This is a genomic window from Curtobacterium pusillum (genome assembly GCF_013359865.1).
Taxonomy (GTDB): Bacteria; Actinomycetota; Actinomycetes; order Actinomycetales; family Microbacteriaceae; genus Curtobacterium; species Curtobacterium pusillum.
The window spans coordinates 29,420-47,040 of record NZ_JABMCE010000048.1; the positions used below are offsets into that span (position 1 = coordinate 29,420).

Sequence of the window (17,621 nt, forward strand, 5' to 3'; positions counted from 1 at the left end):
GTCAAACCCCTGCGCGCCGGGCCTCGCGTGCGGCCACCGCTTGCCGGACGAACTCGCCACGGTCGATCGTGGGGCGGAAGCCGAGCAGCTCTCGCGCCCGGTCATTTGAGGTGGTGTAGCTCGGTGCCGTGACGGGCAGCGTCACGTCGACGGTTCCGAGTCCCGCGGCGGCCGCCAGTTCCGAAGCCAGCACTCCCAGGTCGGTCGACTCGTCGGGTCCGAGCCCAATGACCTCGTGCCCGGTCGTCGACGCCTCGAGCGCGAGCACGATCCCGGCAGTGAGGTCGGCAGTGGCAAGGATGCCCATCTGCACCGGGGCCCCGTCCTCACGATGGGCGATCAGCAGTGTCTCGTCGTCGTCCGCGTACGACTCGAGCGCGGCGACGACACCGTCGTGCCCCGCCGCGCGCTCCTTGGCGATCCTCCGCGAGGCGAAGAAGCGCGGCCCTGAGAAGAACGATTCCGGGTCGAGCAGCTCGCCCGGGTCCTGGGTGTGCGCAAACCGCAGCACCACGGTCGCCCAGTCGTTCGTGCGACCCGCGAACGCCACGATCTCCTCGGCCAGGACCTTGCTGAGTCCGTACCAAGTCTGCGGGAGACGCGGGTGTCGCTCGTCGATCGGCTGTCGGACGGGGTCGTTCTCGGGGTAGACCTCGCCGGAGCTGCCGAGCACGAACCGGCGGACAGCGGAGCCGTCGACTGCGCGGACCAGACGTTCGGTCGCCATGACGTTGGCAGCGAAGAGCCGGTCCGCATCGACTGGATCCCAGGACATGAGCGCACCGAGGTGGGCGACCGCTTCAACGTCGTGGAGCCGCGGGTCCGCGTCCGGCAGGTCCGCGAGGTCTCCGACGATGTACTCGGCGCCGGGCACGGGGTGCTTCGGCGGAACGAGGTCGAGACCGATGACGTGGTGTCCGCGTTCAGCGAGCGCGCTGACGACGGAGCGTCCCACCCGCCCGGAAGCGCCGGTGACGGCGATGTGCATGTGCTCGTTCTCCTGTGGGTCGAGTGCTTCGCAGGGTGTGGTCATTCGGCGCGGAGCGGGGCGCGATGGGTCTCGCGGGCTCGGAGTACGACGATCCCGCTGACGAGTGCCGCGCCCATGACGTAGAAGGCGGGCGCGAACGTGTTGCCGGTCGACGTGATGAGGAACGTCGCGAAGTACGGGGTGATCCCGCCGAAGATCGCGACGCACACGTTGTACGCGATCGACATCGAGCCGTAGCGGATGTTGGTCGGGAAGAGCTCGGCCATCGCCGCGCTCATCGCGCCGTCGAACGCGGCCATGAAGATCCCGAGGACCACCATCGCGGCGGTCGCCGCCCAGAAGTTCCCGGCGTTCATGAGCACGAGCGTCGGGTATGTCAGCACCACGAATCCACCGCACCCGACGAGCATCACGGGTTTGCGGCCGATGCGGTCGCTGAGCAGCCCGAAGCACGGCACAAGGGCCGCGATGACGACGAAGCCGATGACGGTCACGCCGTACGAGACGGTCGCGCTGTAGTGGAGATCGGTCTGCAGGTAGCTCGGCATGAACGTCTGCAGGATCCAGTGGCCGACGGCCTTGATCACGACGAAGCCGACGCAGAACAGGAGCGCCCGCCACGATGTGGCGAAGGACCGGCGGAGGGGGTTCGCCGCCACCTCACCGCGCGCCTTGACGGCCTGGAACTCGGGAGTGTCTTCGAGTCGGGATCGCAGGTACAGGCCGGCGAGTCCGAGGGGCAGCGCGACCATGAACAGGACACGCCAGCCCCAGGTGTTCAGTGCGTCGTCGCCGGCGAGCGAGGTGAACAGGAACACGAGACCGCCACCGACGACGAACGCGATGAACCCGAACACGTCGACGAAGCTTGAGACGAATCCGCGCCGATTCGACGGGGCGTACTCGGCCAGCAGGGTCGTGGCGCCCGAGCTCTCGCCGCCCGCAGCGAACCCCTGCACGAGCCGGACGATGACGAGGAGGAGCGGGGCGAACAACCCGACCGACTGGTAGGTCGGCAGCAGGCCCATGACGAACGTCGCACCGCTCGTGACGAGTATCACGGCCGCGAGCGTCGTCTTGCGGCCGATGCGGTCACCCATCGACCCCCAGAACAGGCCGCCGAGGGGGCGCATCACGAATCCGGCACCGAACACGGCGAACGCCGAGAGGAGGGCCGCCTGCGCGTCTCCCTGACGGAAGAAGTGCAGGGAGATGACGGTCGCGAGCGTGCCGTACAGGCCGAAGTCGAACCACTCGACGAAATGACCGGCGCCGGCGGCGGCGATCACCTTCCGCATGCGGGCACGGCGTGCCGCGTCGTCGAGCGGCGCTGCAGCAGTCGTCGGGGCTGCGGCACCGGCGGTCGTTTTACTCATGGGCTGACCTCACACTTCGTTGTCGAGAGTTGGTCGACCATAGCACCTACTGGCTCACCTGTACCACTGAGTGGGAATGAGGAATCGGTTGATGGTAGCGTCGGACCATGCAGCGACGAGAATTCACGCACGACATCGTGGTCGTCGGGGGCGGGCTCGCCGGGGTGAGCGCCGCCGTGGCGGCCGCTCGGCTCGGGTCGAGCGTGGCCCTCGTGACGAACCGGCCCGTGCTCGGCGGCAACTCATCGAGCGAGATCCGTGTGTGGGTCGTCGGAGCAACGGCGCACGGCACGCAGCGGTTCGCACGCGAGACCGGGATCATGGGCGAGCTCTTCCTCGAGAACCAGTACCGGAACCCGCAGGGCAACCCGATCTACTGGGACCAGGTGGTGCTCGACCTCGTCCGCGCAGAGCCGAACGTGCACCTGCACCTCAACACCGACGTCCGCACGGTGCACACCGCCGACGACGACGGGCACCCCAAGATCACGAGCGTGACCGGGTGGACCATGGGTTCGGAGATCGAGACGACCTTCACCGCCCCGGTGTTCCTCGACTGCACCGGCGACGGGCTGGTCGGCGCGCTCGCCGGCGCCGAGCACCGCATCGGTCGCGAGGGCCGCGACGAATACGGAGAGGCGTGGGCGCCGACCGAGCCGGACGGCGAGCTGCTCGGCAGCTCGATCTTCTTCTCGACGCACGACACAGGGAAGCCGGAGAAGTTCGTCCCGCCATCGATCGCGATCGACCTGCAGACGACACCGATCCTCGCAAACCGGGCGATCCGCACGGGCGACAACGGATGCAACTACTGGTGGATCGAATGGGGCGGTGAACTCGACACGGTCGCAGACAACGAACGGATCCGCGACGAGCTCTGGGGCGTCGTGTACGGCATCTGGGACCACATCAAGAACTCCGGGTCGTTCGACGCCGACACCCTCACGTTGGACTGGGTGGGAGCCATCCCCGGCAAGCGCGAGTACCGACGCTTCGTCGGCGACCACACCCTGACCCAGCAAGACCTGCTCGAACAGCGCACCTTCCCCGACGCCGTGGCGTTCGGCGGCTGGTCCATCGACCTGCACCCGGTGGAAGGCGTCTACGCGCAGGAGGCAGGAGCTCGTCAGCGCTACACCGACGGAACCTACGACATCCCGTTCCGATCGCTGTACTCCGCAACGGTGTCGAACCTGCTGTTCGCGGGCCGGAACATCTCCGCATCGCACATCGCGTTCGGTTCCACGCGGGTGATGGCCACGTGCGCGACGCAGGGACAGGCGGCCGGCACCGCCGCGCATCTCGTGTCCCGACACCGGTTCACGCCGCGACAACTCGGTGCCGAGCACATCGCGATGCTGCAGCAGACGCTCCTCAGGGAGGACGCCCCGCTCATCGGAGTGCGTGCGGACGAAGAATCCGACCTCGCGCGGAGCGCCATGATCACCGCGTCAAGTGAGCTCCGCGCCCTCGACACCGTGCCGTACCTGCCGCCCGTGCCGGAGTGCGCCGTGCTCGATCGCGACCTGGCGATCGTCCTGCCGGTCGACCCGTCGCTCGGCGCGGTGCGTCTCCGGACGATCGCAGACGCGGCCACCCCGCTGACGGTCGAGCTCTGGACCACGGGGAAGCCGCAGAACTACGCACCCATCGAGCACGTCGCGTCGACAACCGTTCCGGTGCCGACGGGCGCAGGCGAGGTGCGGGCGTTGTTCGACTGGACGCCGGCCGCGCCCGCGAACGCCGTCATCGTGGTCCGGGCGGTGGACGGCGTCCGCCTCCAGCTCACCGACGGCCACCCGTACGGCGTGCTGGCCCTGCGGGCCCGCACAGCCGGCGACACCGCGTTCGACGACCACATCCCCGCGGAGAGCGGTCAACCGGTCACCGATTGGGAGGCGCGGCCACTTCGCGGACGAGCGTTCGCATTCACGGCGGAACCAGCCGCACCCGTATCGGGCGCGGCCGCCTCGCCCGCCGCCAGCGGGACCGACGCGTGGCGGGCCTCCAGGGTGTCTGACGGATTCCAGCGCCCGTACGGTGGTCCGCACCTTTGGTCGTCGGCGCCGCATGCGCTCGACGACGGATCCGTGACACTCGAACTGGCGTGGCCGACACCGATGTCGGTCCACGAGGTCCGGATCGTGTGGAACGACGACGTCGACGCCGACCTCATCAACCTGCACCACCATCGGACACCGTGGGACGTTGTCCCCGATCTCGTCCGCGACTACCGGATCGAGGCCCGTCTCGACGGCGTGTGGCGGGCGGTGGCGACCGTGGAGGGCAACCGGCACCGGCACCGGGTGCACTCGATCGACCCGGTCTCCACCGACGCACTGCGCATCGTCGTGACCGCGACCAACGGGTCCCCGCACGTGACGGCCTGCGCGGTGAAGGTGTACTGAACGATCGACCCCGAAACCGACGGGCAGAATGTCCACATGGCGAGCACACCCCCGAACCAGAGCGTCGAACGGGCGGCTGCCGTCCTCGGCGCGCTCGGCGCTTCCGAGAACGGCGCCATGCGCGCATCCGACATCGCGCGGGCGATCGGACTCGGGACGTCGACCACGGGCCGTCTCCTCAACACGCTCGAATCGCTGGAGTACGTGCGCCGCGACGCGGAGACGCAGGGCTACTCCGTCGGTCGTGCGGTGCTCGAACTCGCCAGCCAAGGGCTGAACCACAACCCGGTCCACCGCGAGTCGCGGGCTGCCGCGCAGGAACTTGCGCAGCGCGTCGAGCTGACGGCGAACGTCGGTGTGCAGGACGGGGCGACCTGCATCTACCTGTGTCACTTCGAGGGCCGTCTCGCGCCGAAGTCGCACACGATGATCGGCATGCGGCAGCCGCTGCACGCCTCGGCGCTCGGCAAGTGCCTGATGCTCGACATGACGCAGGCGGAGCGGACGTCCCTGCTCGGTGCCGAGCTCGCGCGGTACACGGAACACACAATCATCGACCACGATGCGCTCACGGCGGATCTCGCAGAGGCAGAGGCGCGGGGCTGGTGCATCGAGAACCAGGAACTCGCCCTCGGGCGGTTCTGCATCGCTGCTCCGGTCCGGAACGCCACGGGACGCATCGCCGCCGCCATCTCCATCTCCGGGCGACTCACGGTCCTGCGCACCAGGGACATGACGTCGCTCGCCGAGGACCTCATCGAGGTCGCCGACCGGGTCAGCGTCGGCCTCGGCATGATCAGCGCAGTCGCACGGTGATCTCCCCGACGTCCTCGTTGTCTCGGGCTCGGGCTCGGGCTCGGGCTCGGGCTCGGGAAGCTCCGCCGATCCGTGGCACCCCTACGTCCGAGCGACTCGCCTCGGTAACACGTCTCTGCGGGCGAGGTGTTCGGTCTATTCGCGGATGCCAGTGATGGCGCGGATCGCGGATCCCAGCAACGACGGGCGTTCCACGGGTTTCGGGGTTCTGTTCCACGCCTCTGGGAGGCTGCGCCCCGATACGTCTCCGGGCGCGTTGCGGTCGGACGTGCGACAAGCCACCCCCTACTCCGACCGTCGCACCAGCCACGACCGCGCTAGTCGCAACAATCAGCGATGCGTTCCCACGCGTAGGGAGCCCTTCTACGGTCTTCTAGCTCCGACTAGGGCCCCGGAGCTTAACCAGTTGGGTGGACGTTGAGAGCGGGACGGGGACGGCGGAACGGGACCCGCAGGTCCAGGCTGGTCGGAGTCGTCAGCTCGAAGAGTCTGAGACCTTAGAACCAGTGGCTGCACTCACGTTACGTCCGTCGTCGAAGCCCTGATGTCCAGGTGGGATCATCCGATGCTCAGGACAGGAAGCCCTGCAAACTGCAGGAGTGACACCCGCGACCCTCCTGCTGGAAAGAACTCTGCCGCGTTCAGCTTCCCTACGTCGAGCGTCTTGTACCTGAAGGACTCGAGTACGCGGGCTGTGAGCTGGTCGACTGCGTCGGGGTCGTCGAGTGCGCTCAGCACCGGCGACGGGTCCCAGCGACGTTCGCCCTCCGTTCGGCGACCTGCTGGCTCCCAGCCCCGAAGCCTGCCCGCGGCACCGTCAAACTGGATTCGGAGGCGAACACCGTCGACGACTGGCAGATGCAACGGGAACACCGTGATGTGCAAGTTCGCCTCTTCGGTATCGGTTTCCGGAAGCTCGACCTGTGCCTGAAGCGAGTAGCCACCCAGAACACCGATCGCCAGTGGACCGACCGCGAACCGGAGGTAGCTGATACGCGTCTTCACGACCCGGGCGAATGCAATGCGCCCAGACGGGTTGAGGATAAGCGGATACATGCGGTATCGAGTGAGCGACACCAGAGTGCCGGTGCCCCCACTGCCCTGAACGATCCAATTCGTGAAGTCCGCCTGCGGATCGTCCGGTAGGAACGAGCTGTAGCCCATCCAGCCCCCGGTGTGGCGAACGGCTGCCCAGACGGACTGCTGCGCCTGACGCTGCTTAGCAACGGCCTGACCGAGCCGACGCCGGAACGCGTCCCGCGTTGCAGCCAGGTCAGCGTGGTTGTCGCGGCGATCCACGTCCTTCGACGCTTGCGGACGTTGAGCGCGTTCCCGCTGCGCGGCTTCCAACTCCTGCTGGCGCTGCGCGCGCAGCCGATCCGCCTCCGCCGCCTCCTCGAGTGCGTGTACGTACACTTTCCAGCGCTCATCGAATGCGTCGACTAGCCGGCCATTGGCTGCGGCAGCGGCTGCCATCTCTTCATCAAGTTCCGTCAGGAGGCTCTCGACGAACTCCTCACTGACTGGAATTGCCGTTTCAAGCCAAGCATCAAGCGTCGAGAGGAAGTCGCCTTTCCCGAAATGCTGCAGGCCGGCAACAGTGGTCTCGTGGCTTTCGGTTGCGTATCTGGTGAAGTTCTGCGAGCCGATTGTCGCTACTCGGTCGTCGGCGAGGAGCACCTTCGCGTGTAAGCGGCCGAGCGAACGCACAGTGATACCAATTCGAAGAAGAGCGCGGGTCGCGAGGAGCTGCGCACGGTACTGCTGGTTACCAGACCGGGGTGACAAGTCGGTGACGACGCAAATGGCGGAGGTCGGAAGATCAGCGCCCGTTAAGAGGCGCACGAGGAGAAAATCGAAGTACGGGGTGTACACACGGACGTTCTCTTTCGCATCGGCGACCAAGCTCTTCCAAGCCCACGAGACGTCGGAAGCGAGGAACTGGGCGTCGGCGTCGAACTCCATAGGCCCACGATAGGGCCTTCTATCGGCAAGAGACGTAGCTGCCACGTAGGCAGCACCACCGGCAGGATCGGATCTCCACGCGGCATCGAGGCTCATCCCGTGTCCCAACTGCACTGACGGCTCGCAGCATTTCGAGGGGTGGTCGAGCGGGTGTTGCGAGGGGGCGGGATGCCGGTAGGTTGAAAGCCGTGAAGGCCGTCGACGCGAATCTCCTCGATCTACTCAAGGTGACGAGTCAGTTCGAGGTCCCCATCTATCAACGGGCGTATGCATGGGGTCGTGCCGAGTGTGAGCAGCTCTGGAAGGACATCCTTCGGGCTGGCGGCAACGAAGAGCTCGGCGCTCACTTCACGGGCTCGGTCGTGTACGTGGAGAAGGCCGCGGGCACGCAGACCAACCAGGCGCCGAGCCTCATCATCGACGGTCAACAACGCGTCACAACCGTCAGCCTGATCCTTGCAGCGCTCGTCTCCCACCTGGAGGGCCCAGCGGCCGAGGATCGCGAACCACTTGAAGGCTTTTCCGCTGAGGAGATCCGCGACTCCTACCTCACGAATCGGTTTAAGATCGACGAACGGCGATACAAACTCCTGCTCTCGCAGGACGATCGGGGCGCACTGAAATCGGTCATTGATCGCACCCAGCCTGCGGCAGGGTCGACTAGCCGCGTGTTCGACAACTTCGAGTTCTTCCGTGCCCAGGTCGGGGCGTCGTCCACCGATCTGGCGACGGTGTGCCGCGGGTTGGCGAAGTTGCAGGTGGTCGACGTGCACCTGCAGCTCGGGATCGATCACCCGCAGCTCGTGTTCGAGGCGATGAACTCAACCGGCAAGCGGCTCTCGCAGGCGGATCTCATCCGCAACTTTGTGCTGATGGGGCTGACGACGGACGCGCAGGAACGGCTTTGGACTGGTTACTGGCGGCCAATGGAGCTCGATTTCACCGGCGCCGGTTCCGAGTCGGCGTTCGATGACTTCGTACGGCACTACCTTGCCGCCGTCACCGGCAGCATCCCGCGACTCGGGGACATCTACGACGCGTTCAAGGACTACGCAGCCGTTCGAATGCAGCGCGGCGAATTGATCGATGTCCTCGTCCATGAGCTGCGCGAGTACTCCCGCCGGTACAGCGCCATCGCGCTCGGCCGCGAACCCGACAAAGCACTACGGGCAGCGTTCGACGATCTCGTCCAGATCCGCGCGGACGTGGTCTACCCCTTCCTCCTCGAGGCATACACGGACTACGACTTCGAGGTGATCAACAAGGACGAGCTGCTCGAGATCGTCCACATGGTGACCTCGTACGTCGTGCGACGCGCCGTCACTGGCTGGGCCACTAACTCGCTGACCACCACGTTCCAGAGCCTGGCGCGCGCCCTCCGGAAGGACCGCTACGTCGAAAGCGTCAAAGCACACTTCCTGCGCCTGCAGGGATACCGGACGTTCCCGACCGACGCCGAGTTCGAGGAGAAGCTGCAGTCCTTCGACGCGTACCACTTCAAGCGGCGCTCATACTTCTTCCGGTCGTTGGAGAATCACGGCCGGAAGGAACCCGTCGCGACGGACGAGTACACAATCGAGCACATCCTTCCGCAGAACGAGTCACTCCGTCCGGAGTGGCGAGCCGACCTCGGCGAGAGATGGCAGGAGATCCAGTCGGCGTACCTGCACACCCTCGGCAATCTCACTCTGACCGGATACAACTCCGAACACTCAGACCGGGCGTTCCGTGAGAAGAGGGACATGGAAGGTGGCTTCAGGGAGAGCCCGCTTCGCCTCAATCAAGGCATTGGGCAGCTCGACATCTGGGACGAGTCCGCGATCCGGACCCGCGCCGCGCGGCTGGCTCAGCAGGCGCTGCGAATCTGGCCTCGGCCCGCGCTTCCGCCCGAGGTGCTCGCGACGTACCAGGAGAGCCGGACAGAGTCGCAGTACACGATCGCTGACCACCCGAATCTGTTCCGGCCGGAGCGCCGTAGGGACTTTGAGCGGCTTCGCAACGAAGTCATGTCGTTCGATCCCTCCGTCTCCCTTGATTTCCTGAAGGTGCGCGTGGCCTTCCGAACGGAGACGACGTTCCTCGACGTCGTGCCGCAGGCGTCGCGGCTCCTCCTCGTGCTGAACATCCCGATCATGGCGCTCCGCGACGAGCGCCGAGTCGTTCGCGACGTCAGCGGGATCGGCCACTGGGGAGTCGGCAACACACAGGTCGCTTTCGATGACACGACGGACTTCAGCTACGTACTCGGCCTCGTCCGGCAGGCCTACGAGTACCAGGTTCTGGCGTGAAGGATCGTTTGCGCCTGCTTGCTTCCCGGGCTAGGAGGCGGTGGCACCCAGAACGACGTTGACCGGGTCCTCAAGTGATCGGGTCTTTCGGTACGAGGGCATCAGCGAGGTCGGGCCATCGTGGGCTGCGTAGAGGGTGGCGTCGTCAGCGAGCACCGCTGACGGCTGATCGCCCCGACGGATCATCTAAAAGTGTCGTAACGGCAGGCCAGATTCGTCCGGGCATGCCCGGACAGCCGATTCGAGGCCCTCGAACTCGCTGACCCACGCCGGCGTCGCCTCAGGAGTCAAGTACGACGCGCCATACCAGTGCGTGCCAACAGTGAACCTGATTCGGTCGTTGATCGTGCGGCCCAGGACGGCGGCGATGATTCGATAGGTCAGAGATCGAGGTGTAGTGGGGTCGGCAGAGGCCGTCGTCCATCCCACCGCGGTTTCAATGAGCTTCACCACCTCGTGGGGATCCTCAGCCTCGAAGAGTGCCTGCCAGCCGATGCCGTCGACGGCTCGGTCGTCTCCGCGCGTCAGGTGAATGCTGCCGTTGAGGTTCATGAACACCGAGCTGCCTGAACGCGGGTCGAAAGTTTCAAGACCATGGTAGAAGCCATCCATTGGCCATGTCTCGGCGATCTTGAAGTGGCTGTGTCGGTGAGCGAGCTCGCTAGACACCCACCACGCCTGGGTGAGTTTAAATCGTTCCGCGATCTGCATTAAGGCTTCATGTTGAAGCTCGTTGTCGGGGTTGCTTGACGATGCCGCTTCAGACGCCCAGGACTCTTCTGCACGCGTCCAATTCACGAGCTCCGGCGGAGATTCGATGCCCAGGTCATTCTTCGCCCATGGGATCGACCCCAGAAACGGACGACGTGTCGTACGAGCCCGGCCAGGCGGTGGGTGCCGGCCCGAAAGCGCGTCGAGCTGCGCGGACCGTCAACTCGGCCATGCCCAGGTTCGCGCCGCCCCCGATGACGGCGCCAATACCGAACGGGACAACGTTGCCGAGCACGATGATCCCCTGCTTCGTTCCCCATTTCGTCACAAAGTTCTGGCCGAGGACCTTGTTGATCTGCTTGAGTTGCGACACGGGTATTGCGTTGACGATGGCTTTCGCCCAGTGCGGTCCGGTCCGCCCCGCGACCTTCTCGATCGTCTGCGAAGCACCGCCTCCGAGGACAACGCCTAGGACTAGCGTGCGACGGCGCTCGAGCTCGTCGACACGGACGCCGTGCACTTCCGCGACGGAGAGCGCAAACAGCGCGCTCAGTTCAAGTGAAGATAGGACCTCCCCTCCTGCGAGAGCCAGTCCCGCGGCAGTACCGACTCCGGGGGCGGCTGCGACGGCGCCGACGGCGGCGCCGGTGCCGGCTAGGGCGGTGCGATACATGCTCTCGAGCGTGTGCACGACTTGCTGGGGAGTCGCTTCCGGGTTGCGTTGCCGAGCACGGGCGATGTTTCCTGCAACCACGGTGCCCTGGACGCTGAGCGCTTTGTCCAGCGCCGCGGTGAGGAGGTTGCGTCGGTGCTCTGGCGTCGAGTCGTCTTCGCCGAGGGGCATGCTGGTCACCTGCACAGACTAGAGCGAGCCTTACTCGCTTCGCGACGGGTCATCAACCCGACCGTCCACTCACTGAGCAGCAACGTGCCACGAACGTGGGCAGTGGCGACGGCGCGAGCAGCCGATATCGTGAGACAGTGATAGCCGGAGAACTCAAGAGCAAGATCGATCGAGTCTGGGACGCGTTCTGGTCCGGAGGCATCTCGAACCCGCTTGAGGTGATCGAGCAGATCACCTACCTGCTGTTCGTCCGTCGGCTCGACGACCTCCAGACACTCGCGGAAAAGAAGGCGCGCGTCACCGGCGGCAGCATCGACCGAGAGATCTACGGGCCCGGCCAGGAGCAGTTGCGGTGGAGCCGGTTCAAGAACGATGGGCCTGAGGCGATGTGGCGGATCGTCGGGGAAGGGGTCTTCCCATTCCTCCGTGCTCTTGGCGGTGATGGCTCCACGTACGGCGAGCAAATGCGCGACGCCCGCTTTACCATCCCGACACCCGCGTTGCTGTCGCGGGTCGTCGACATGCTCGACGACATCCCCATGGCCGAACGCGACACCAACGGCGACCTCTACGAGTACTTGCTGTCGAAGATCGCATCGGCCGGCGTGAACGGGCAGTTCCGTACACCCCGCCACATCATCGACCTCATGGTCGCCATGATGGCCCCGCAGCCAGCGGACGAGATCTGCGATCCTGCGGCCGGCACCGCCGGGTTCTTGGTCGCCGCATCCGAGTACGTGCGGCGACAGCACCCAAGTGTGCTGACCAACGCCGCGCAGCGCTCGCACTTCCACACAAGCATGTTCCACGGGTTCGACTTCGACTCGACCATGCTGCGAATCGGCAGCATGAACATGCTCCTGCACGGCATCGAAGCCCCCGACATCCGCTACCGCGATTCCCTCTCTGAAGGTGCCAGCGACGACGCCGGGCGGTACACGCTGATCCTCGCGAATCCACCCTTTGCCGGGTCGCTCGACTACGAGTCAACATCGAAGGACCTGCAGCGCGTCGTGAAGACGAAGAAGACCGAGCTGCTCTTCGTCGCCTTGTTCCTGAAGCTCTTAAAGCCCGGCGGCCGAGCGGCCGTGATCGTACCCGACGGCGTGCTGTTCGGGTCGTCGTCCGCGCACAAGACGTTGCGGCGCGTGCTCGTGGAGGACCAGAAGCTCGACGCAGTCGTCAAGCTGCCTTCCGGCGTCTTCCGCCCCTACGCAGGCGTGTCGACCGCGATTTTGTTCTTCACCAAGACGAACTCCGGCGGCACTGACGACGTCTGGTTCTACGATGTGCACGCCGACGGTTTCTCCCTCGACGACAAACGGAACCCGATCGAGGCGAACGACCTACCGGATGTGCTCGCTCGCTGGGCGGACCGCCGCACGAGCGAACTCAAGAGGGCGCGTACCGAGCAGTCATTCACCGTTCCCAAGGCGGACATCGCGGCTCAGGGCTACGACCTCTCCCTGAACCGATACAAGGAAGTCATCCACGACGAGGTCAAGCACCGGCCGCCAGTCGACATCATTGCCGACATCGAGGCCCTGGAAGCCGAGATCGCGGATGGCCTGGCCGAGCTGAAGGCGATGCTTTCGTGAAGGTCGAACGGCTCGGCGATGTCGCGCTTGTTGATCGCCGATCGGTTGATCCAACGCGAATCGATCCGAACACGAGATACCTCGGTCTTGAGCATCTCGAACGAGGTGGCAGAATCCTTGGTCATGACACCGTTGGCCGCGCGGCACTAGCGAGCTCGAAATTCTCCTTCACCGCTCAACACCTTCTGTACAGCAAGCTTCGCCCCAATCTCGGCAAGATCAGCCGGCCGACGTTCAGTGGGGTCTGCAGTACTGACATCCTTCCGATACTTCCCGGACCTCGGCTGGACCGCGACTACCTGGCGCACTTCTTGGCACAGACGCGCATGATCGAATTCGCCGCGTCCCGAGCTGCTGGGGCCAACTTGCCCAGATTGAGCCCAACGGCTCTGAAGGAATTCGAGATTCCCCTGCCGCCGGTTGAGGAGCAGCGGCGGATTGCTGCGATCCTCAACCAGGCGGACGCGATGCGCACCCAGCGCCGTCACCTCCTCGCACAAATGAACTCATTGAGTCAAAGCGTGTTCATGAGCATGTTTGGCGACCCCGCCAATGCCGGGGACACGGTGTCACTCGGCGAGATTGCGTCTCTCACTGGCGGTCGAAATCTGGTAGCTGAAGATTTGAGCGCCGAAACGCCATATCGAGTGCTCAAGATCAGCTCGGTGACAAGCGGGCAATTCCGCCCAAGCGAGTCAAAGCCGCTGCCCTCTAACTATCAGCCACCGGCTGCTCACTTCGTTCGCGAAGGCGATCTGCTTATGAGTCGCGCCAATACTTCTGAACTAGTCGGTGCGGTCGCTTACGTTAGTCAGGTCGCTGACAATCTGGTTCTACCCGACAAGATCTGGCGATTCGAGTGGCGCGACACGGCAAGTAATCCAACTTTCTATCGCATCCTGCTTCAAACCCCCACGATTCGTCGCCGGATAAGTCGAATGTCAAGCGGAACGGGGGGATCGATGAAGAACGTATCCAAGGCAAAGCTGGCGACTTTGAGGCTTCCTGCCGTGAGTCCTACTGCACAGCGGAAATTTGCTGCCCACGTGGACAGGATTGAGCTCCAGCGAGCCAAAGTCGAGCACGCCCTTGCCTTGGAGGACGAGCTCTTCGCTGCCCTCCAATTGCGAGCGTTCCAGGGACAGCTGTGAGCGCGAACTTTGCCTTTGTGCGCGCGGCGTGGCCGGAAGTGTTCGCGGATGCGTCCCACGCGGAATCTCACCTGTCGAGCGACCCGCGGTCGGCGTGTTTCTACAGTCGCCGGGCGGTAGAGCAGCTCGTCGGCCGCCTCTACGAGGTCCTCGACTTGCCGGTCCCGTACCAGAACGATCTCGCCGCGCGTATCAACGACGCCGGTTTCGCGCGAATCGCAGGGCTCGGGATTCAGCAGAAGCTGAACTTGATCCGGAAGCTTGGCAATCAGGCGGTGCACGCGCAGCAACCGGTGCGGCCCGACATGGCGCTGGCCGCGCTTCGTGAGTTGCATCACGTGCTGGTGTGGGCAGTGTTCCGGCATTCGGCGCATCCGGAAGGTGTACCCACTGGCGCGACGTTCGATTCCACGCTCGCAGCCAAGGCAGCGCCGCTCACGCGGGAGGACGTGCAGCGGCTCGCGGCGAAGTTCGCCGCACAAGACGAAGCACATGCCAAGGCTCTCGCCGAGCGCGACGAGGTCGCGGCGGCGCAGGCCGCCGAGATCGAGCAGTTGCGCGCGCAGGTAGCCGTGGCGCAGGCGGCGAATCACGCCACCGACGATCACGACTACTCCGAAGCCGAGACCCGCGACCTGTTCATCGACGTATTGCTGGCCGAGGCAGGATGGCCGCTCACCGAGACGCGGGATCGCGAGTACGAGGTCTCGGGCATGCCGAACGGACCGGGCGTTGGGTTCGTCGACTATGTGCTGTGGGGAGCGGACGGGCTGCCGCTCGCGGTCGTCGAGGCGAAGCGTACGACTAAGAGCGCCCTTGTCGGGCAGCAGCAGGCAAAGCTCTACGCCGACTGCCTCGAGGCGATGTACGGGCGTCGGCCGGTCGTGTTTTACACCAACGGATACGAGCACTGGCTCTGGGACGACGCAGCCGGATACCCGCCGCGGCAGGTAGCAGGATTCTTCACCCGCAGTGAGCTCGAGCTCATGATCCAGCGTCGCTCCTCCCGTCTGCCGCTGTCAGCCGCTCCCGTAAGCACGGACATCGCTGGCCGGCACTACCAGGTGCGCGCCATCAAGGCCGTCGGCGACACGTTCGATCGGCGGCAACGGCAAGCGCTACTCGTCATGGCAACCGGCTCGGGGAAGACCCGAACCGTCATCGCGTTAGTTGATCAGCTGATGAAGGCGAACTGGGCGAAGCGCATTCTGTTTCTCGCCGATCGCACCGCGCTTGTGAAGCAGGCGGCGAACGCATTCAAGGCGCACCTGCCCAGCGTCGCGACGGTGAACCTGGTCACTGAGCGCTCCGCCGAAGGACGCGTCTACGTCTCGACGTACCCGACAATGATGAACCTTATCAATCACACCGACGACGGCGACGACGGGCCGACGCGTCAATTCGGGCCGGGATTCTTCGACCTCATCGTGGTCGACGAAGCGCACCGGTCGATCTACCAGAAGTACGGGGCGATCTTCGACTGGTTCGACGCGATGCTGGTCGGGCTGACTGCCACACCGAAGGACGAGGTCGACCACAACACCTACCGACGATTCCACCTCGAAGACGGCGTGCCCACCGACGCGTACGGCTTGGACGAAGCCGTTGCCGAGGGATTTCTCGTCCCGCCGTACGGCGTGTCGGTCGGCACCCGTTTCCTGCGTCAGGGCATCCGCTACGACGACCTCAGCGAGGCCGAGAAGGACGACTGGGACGCCCTCGACTGGGGCGACGGCGGCACGCCGACCGCCGTCGACGCCGAAGAAGTGAACCGGTTCCTGTTCAACGAGGACACCGTCGACAAGGTGCTGGCGACGCTGATGACGGACGGGTACAAAGTCGCCGGCGGCGACCGCCTCGGCAAGACAATCGTGTTCGCGAAGAACAAGGACCACGCCGAGTTCATTCAGCAGCGATTCGACGAGCAGTACCCCGAACACGCGGGACACTTCGCGCGCGTCATCACCCACGGCACCCCGTACGCCCAGAACCTCATCGACGAGTTCTCCATCGCCGACCACGCGCCGCACATCGCGATCTCCGTCGACATGCTCGACACCGGCATCGACGTGCCCGAAGTCGTGAACCTCGTGTTCTTCAAGACCGTTCGATCAAAGTCGAAGTTCTGGCAGATGATCGGCCGCGGCACCCGCCTCAGCCCCGACCTGTTCGGAGAAGGCCGCCCCAAGAAGGACTTCCTGGTCTTCGATTTCTGCGGCAACCTCGAGTTCTTCAGCCAGGACCTTCCCGGCGCCGAAGGGTCGACGCAGAAGTCCCTCACCCAACGGCTGTTCGAAGCCCGGCTCGGACTGATCACCGCCCTCGACCGAACGCATGGCGACGCGGACCTTCGCGCCTCGGCCGCGGGCACGCTGCACGAGGTGGTCGCGGGCATGAACCTCGACAACTTTCTCGTCCGTCCCGAGCGGCGCTGGGTCGAGCAGTACGCCGACCTGGCGGCGTGGGACGCGCTCACGCCCGAGGGCGCTTCGGAAGCGCTCGAGCACCTCGCCGGTCTTCCGTCGAGCGTGGTGGACGACGACACTGACGCGAAGCGCTTCGACCTGCTGATCCTGCGCCGACAGCTTGCGCAGCTCGACGGCGACGCCACCGCTTCCGAGCGGGTCCGTCAAACCGTGCAAGCCATCGCAACCGCACTCCTGGCGAAAACCGCGATCCCGTCCGTCGCGGAACAAGTCGTGCTTCTGGAGGAGGTCGCCGGCGACAACTGGTGGCTCGACGTGACCCTCGGCATGCTCGAAATCGCACGCCTTCGCCTCCGAGCGCTGGTCCGATTCGTACCGAACGTCACCCGCCCCCGCGTCTACACCGACTTCATCGACGAACTCGGCGACGCCACTGAAATCGTGCTGCAGCACACGACACCGGGCACCGACCTCGAACGATTCCGCGTGAAGGCAACCGCATACCTACGGCAGCACGAGGACCACCTCGCGCTGCAGCGGCTGCGCCGTAATCGTCAGCTCACGTCGGAAGACCTGGACGCACTGGAGCAGATGCTCTTGGCGAGCGGCGCAGGGTCGAAGGCCGATATCGACTTGGCGGCCGAGGAGGCCCAAGGGCTTGGATCGTTCATCCGGTCGCTCGTGGGCCTTGACCGGGAAGCGGCGCTCGAGTCCTTCGAACGCTTCCTCGACGGCTCGCGATTCTCCGTCGAACAGATCCGATTCATTCATCTCATCGTTGACGAGCTCACCGCGAACGGGCTGATGGAAGCAGGGCGCCTCTACGAGTCGCCGTACACAGATCGGGCCCCAAGCGGCATCGACTACCTGTTCGACGAAAGCGACGTCGCAGCGATCGTGCAGATTCTGCACGACGTGCACAATCATGCACGGCCCGGAACCGCGGCCTCAGGGTAGTCAGCCCGTTACTCCATCGGCGGCCAGATCGAACTTGCGGCTCAACCACGGCCGTTAGCCAACGCAATCGGTCGGCCGCTGCTCGCGCCG

The 17,621-nt window shown here is 65.2% G+C and carries 11 protein-coding genes; 6 read left to right on the forward strand and 5 right to left on the reverse strand.

The features are described from left to right. Position 1: 1 nt before the first annotated feature. Both HP507_RS02275 and HP507_RS02280 read right to left on the reverse strand, forming a co-directional pair. Complete coding sequence (locus HP507_RS02275) at positions 2-988, reverse strand: NAD-dependent epimerase/dehydratase family protein (RefSeq protein ID WP_175350248.1); 987 nt, start codon at positions 986-988, stop codon at positions 2-4. A gap of 41 nt (positions 989-1,029) precedes the next feature. Beyond that, positions 1,030-2,367, reverse strand: a complete 1,338-nt coding sequence (locus HP507_RS02280; protein ID WP_175350249.1) for an MFS transporter — start codon at positions 2,365-2,367, stop codon at positions 1,030-1,032. A 107-nt stretch (positions 2,368-2,474) separates the two neighbouring features. Here HP507_RS02280 and HP507_RS02285 point away from each other — a divergent pair, with 107 nt between their 5' ends. Both HP507_RS02285 and HP507_RS02290 read left to right on the forward strand, forming a co-directional pair. Further along, a complete protein-coding gene (locus HP507_RS02285) occupies positions 2,475-4,775 on the forward strand; it encodes an FAD-dependent oxidoreductase (RefSeq protein WP_175350250.1) in 2,301 nt (766 codons plus the stop codon). 36 nt (positions 4,776-4,811) lie between these two features. Next, entirely contained in the window at positions 4,812-5,591 is a 780-nt protein-coding gene (locus tag HP507_RS02290; protein ID WP_175350251.1) for an IclR family transcriptional regulator, read from the forward strand. A gap of 558 nt (positions 5,592-6,149) precedes the next feature. On the opposite strand, the gene HP507_RS02295 is transcribed toward HP507_RS02290, so the two are convergent. Beyond that, a complete protein-coding gene (locus HP507_RS02295; RefSeq protein WP_175350252.1) occupies positions 6,150-7,556 on the reverse strand; it encodes a phospholipase D-like domain-containing protein in 1,407 nt (468 codons plus the stop codon). Positions 7,557-7,744: 188 nt separating this feature from the next. Here HP507_RS02295 and HP507_RS02300 point away from each other — a divergent pair, with 188 nt between their 5' ends. Further along, positions 7,745-9,844 (forward strand): DUF262 and DUF1524 domain-containing protein, encoded by a 2,100-nt coding sequence (locus tag HP507_RS02300; protein ID WP_175350253.1) that lies wholly within the window; start codon positions 7,745-7,747, stop codon positions 9,842-9,844. 186 nt (positions 9,845-10,030) lie between these two features. Here HP507_RS02300 and HP507_RS02305 read toward each other — a convergent pair whose 3' ends face one another. Beyond that, the gene (locus tag HP507_RS02305; RefSeq protein WP_175350254.1) at positions 10,031-10,555 is read right to left on the reverse strand and encodes a TY-Chap2 family putative peptide chaperone; all 525 of its coding nucleotides are present in this window, start codon (positions 10,553-10,555) and stop codon (positions 10,031-10,033) included. Between the two features lie 115 nt (positions 10,556-10,670). Further along, positions 10,671-11,408, reverse strand: coding sequence for a hypothetical protein (locus HP507_RS02310; RefSeq protein ID WP_175350255.1), 738 nt, complete (start codon positions 11,406-11,408; stop codon positions 10,671-10,673). 86 nt (positions 11,409-11,494) lie between these two features. On the opposite strand from HP507_RS02310, the gene HP507_RS02315 reads away from it, so the two are divergent. From HP507_RS02315 to HP507_RS18265, 3 genes are read left to right on the forward strand one after another with little or no spacing between them, the layout of a single operon-like run. Beyond that, positions 11,495-12,997, forward strand: a complete 1,503-nt coding sequence (locus HP507_RS02315) for a type I restriction-modification system subunit M (RefSeq protein WP_333781370.1) — start codon at positions 11,495-11,497, stop codon at positions 12,995-12,997. Beyond that, entirely contained in the window at positions 12,994-14,148 is a 1,155-nt protein-coding gene (locus tag HP507_RS02320; RefSeq protein WP_175350256.1) for a restriction endonuclease subunit S, read from the forward strand. The genes HP507_RS02315 and HP507_RS02320 overlap by 4 nt, the downstream gene beginning before the upstream one ends. Further along, positions 14,145-17,531, forward strand: a complete 3,387-nt coding sequence (locus HP507_RS18265; protein WP_175350257.1) for a DEAD/DEAH box helicase family protein — start codon at positions 14,145-14,147, stop codon at positions 17,529-17,531. The genes HP507_RS02320 and HP507_RS18265 overlap by 4 nt, the downstream gene beginning before the upstream one ends. Positions 17,532-17,621: the final 90 nt, after the last annotated feature.

Coding starts and splice junctions, on each gene's coding strand:
- HP507_RS02285 (WP_175350250.1), top strand. CDS start 2,475: ATGCAGCGACGAGAATTCACGCACGACATCGTGGTCGTCGGGGGCGGG.
- HP507_RS02290 (WP_175350251.1), top strand. CDS start 4,812: ATGGCGAGCACACCCCCGAACCAGAGCGTCGAACGGGCGGCTGCCGTC.
- HP507_RS02295 (WP_175350252.1), bottom strand. CDS start 7,556: ATGGAGTTCGACGCCGACGCCCAGTTCCTCGCTTCCGACGTCTCGTGG.
- HP507_RS02305 (WP_175350254.1), bottom strand. CDS start 10,555: ATGCAGATCGCGGAACGATTTAAACTCACCCAGGCGTGGTGGGTGTCT.
- HP507_RS02275 (WP_175350248.1), bottom strand. CDS start 988: ATGCACATCGCCGTCACCGGCGCTTCCGGGCGGGTGGGACGCTCCGTC.
- HP507_RS02280 (WP_175350249.1), bottom strand. CDS start 2,367: ATGAGTAAAACGACCGCCGGTGCCGCAGCCCCGACGACTGCTGCAGCG.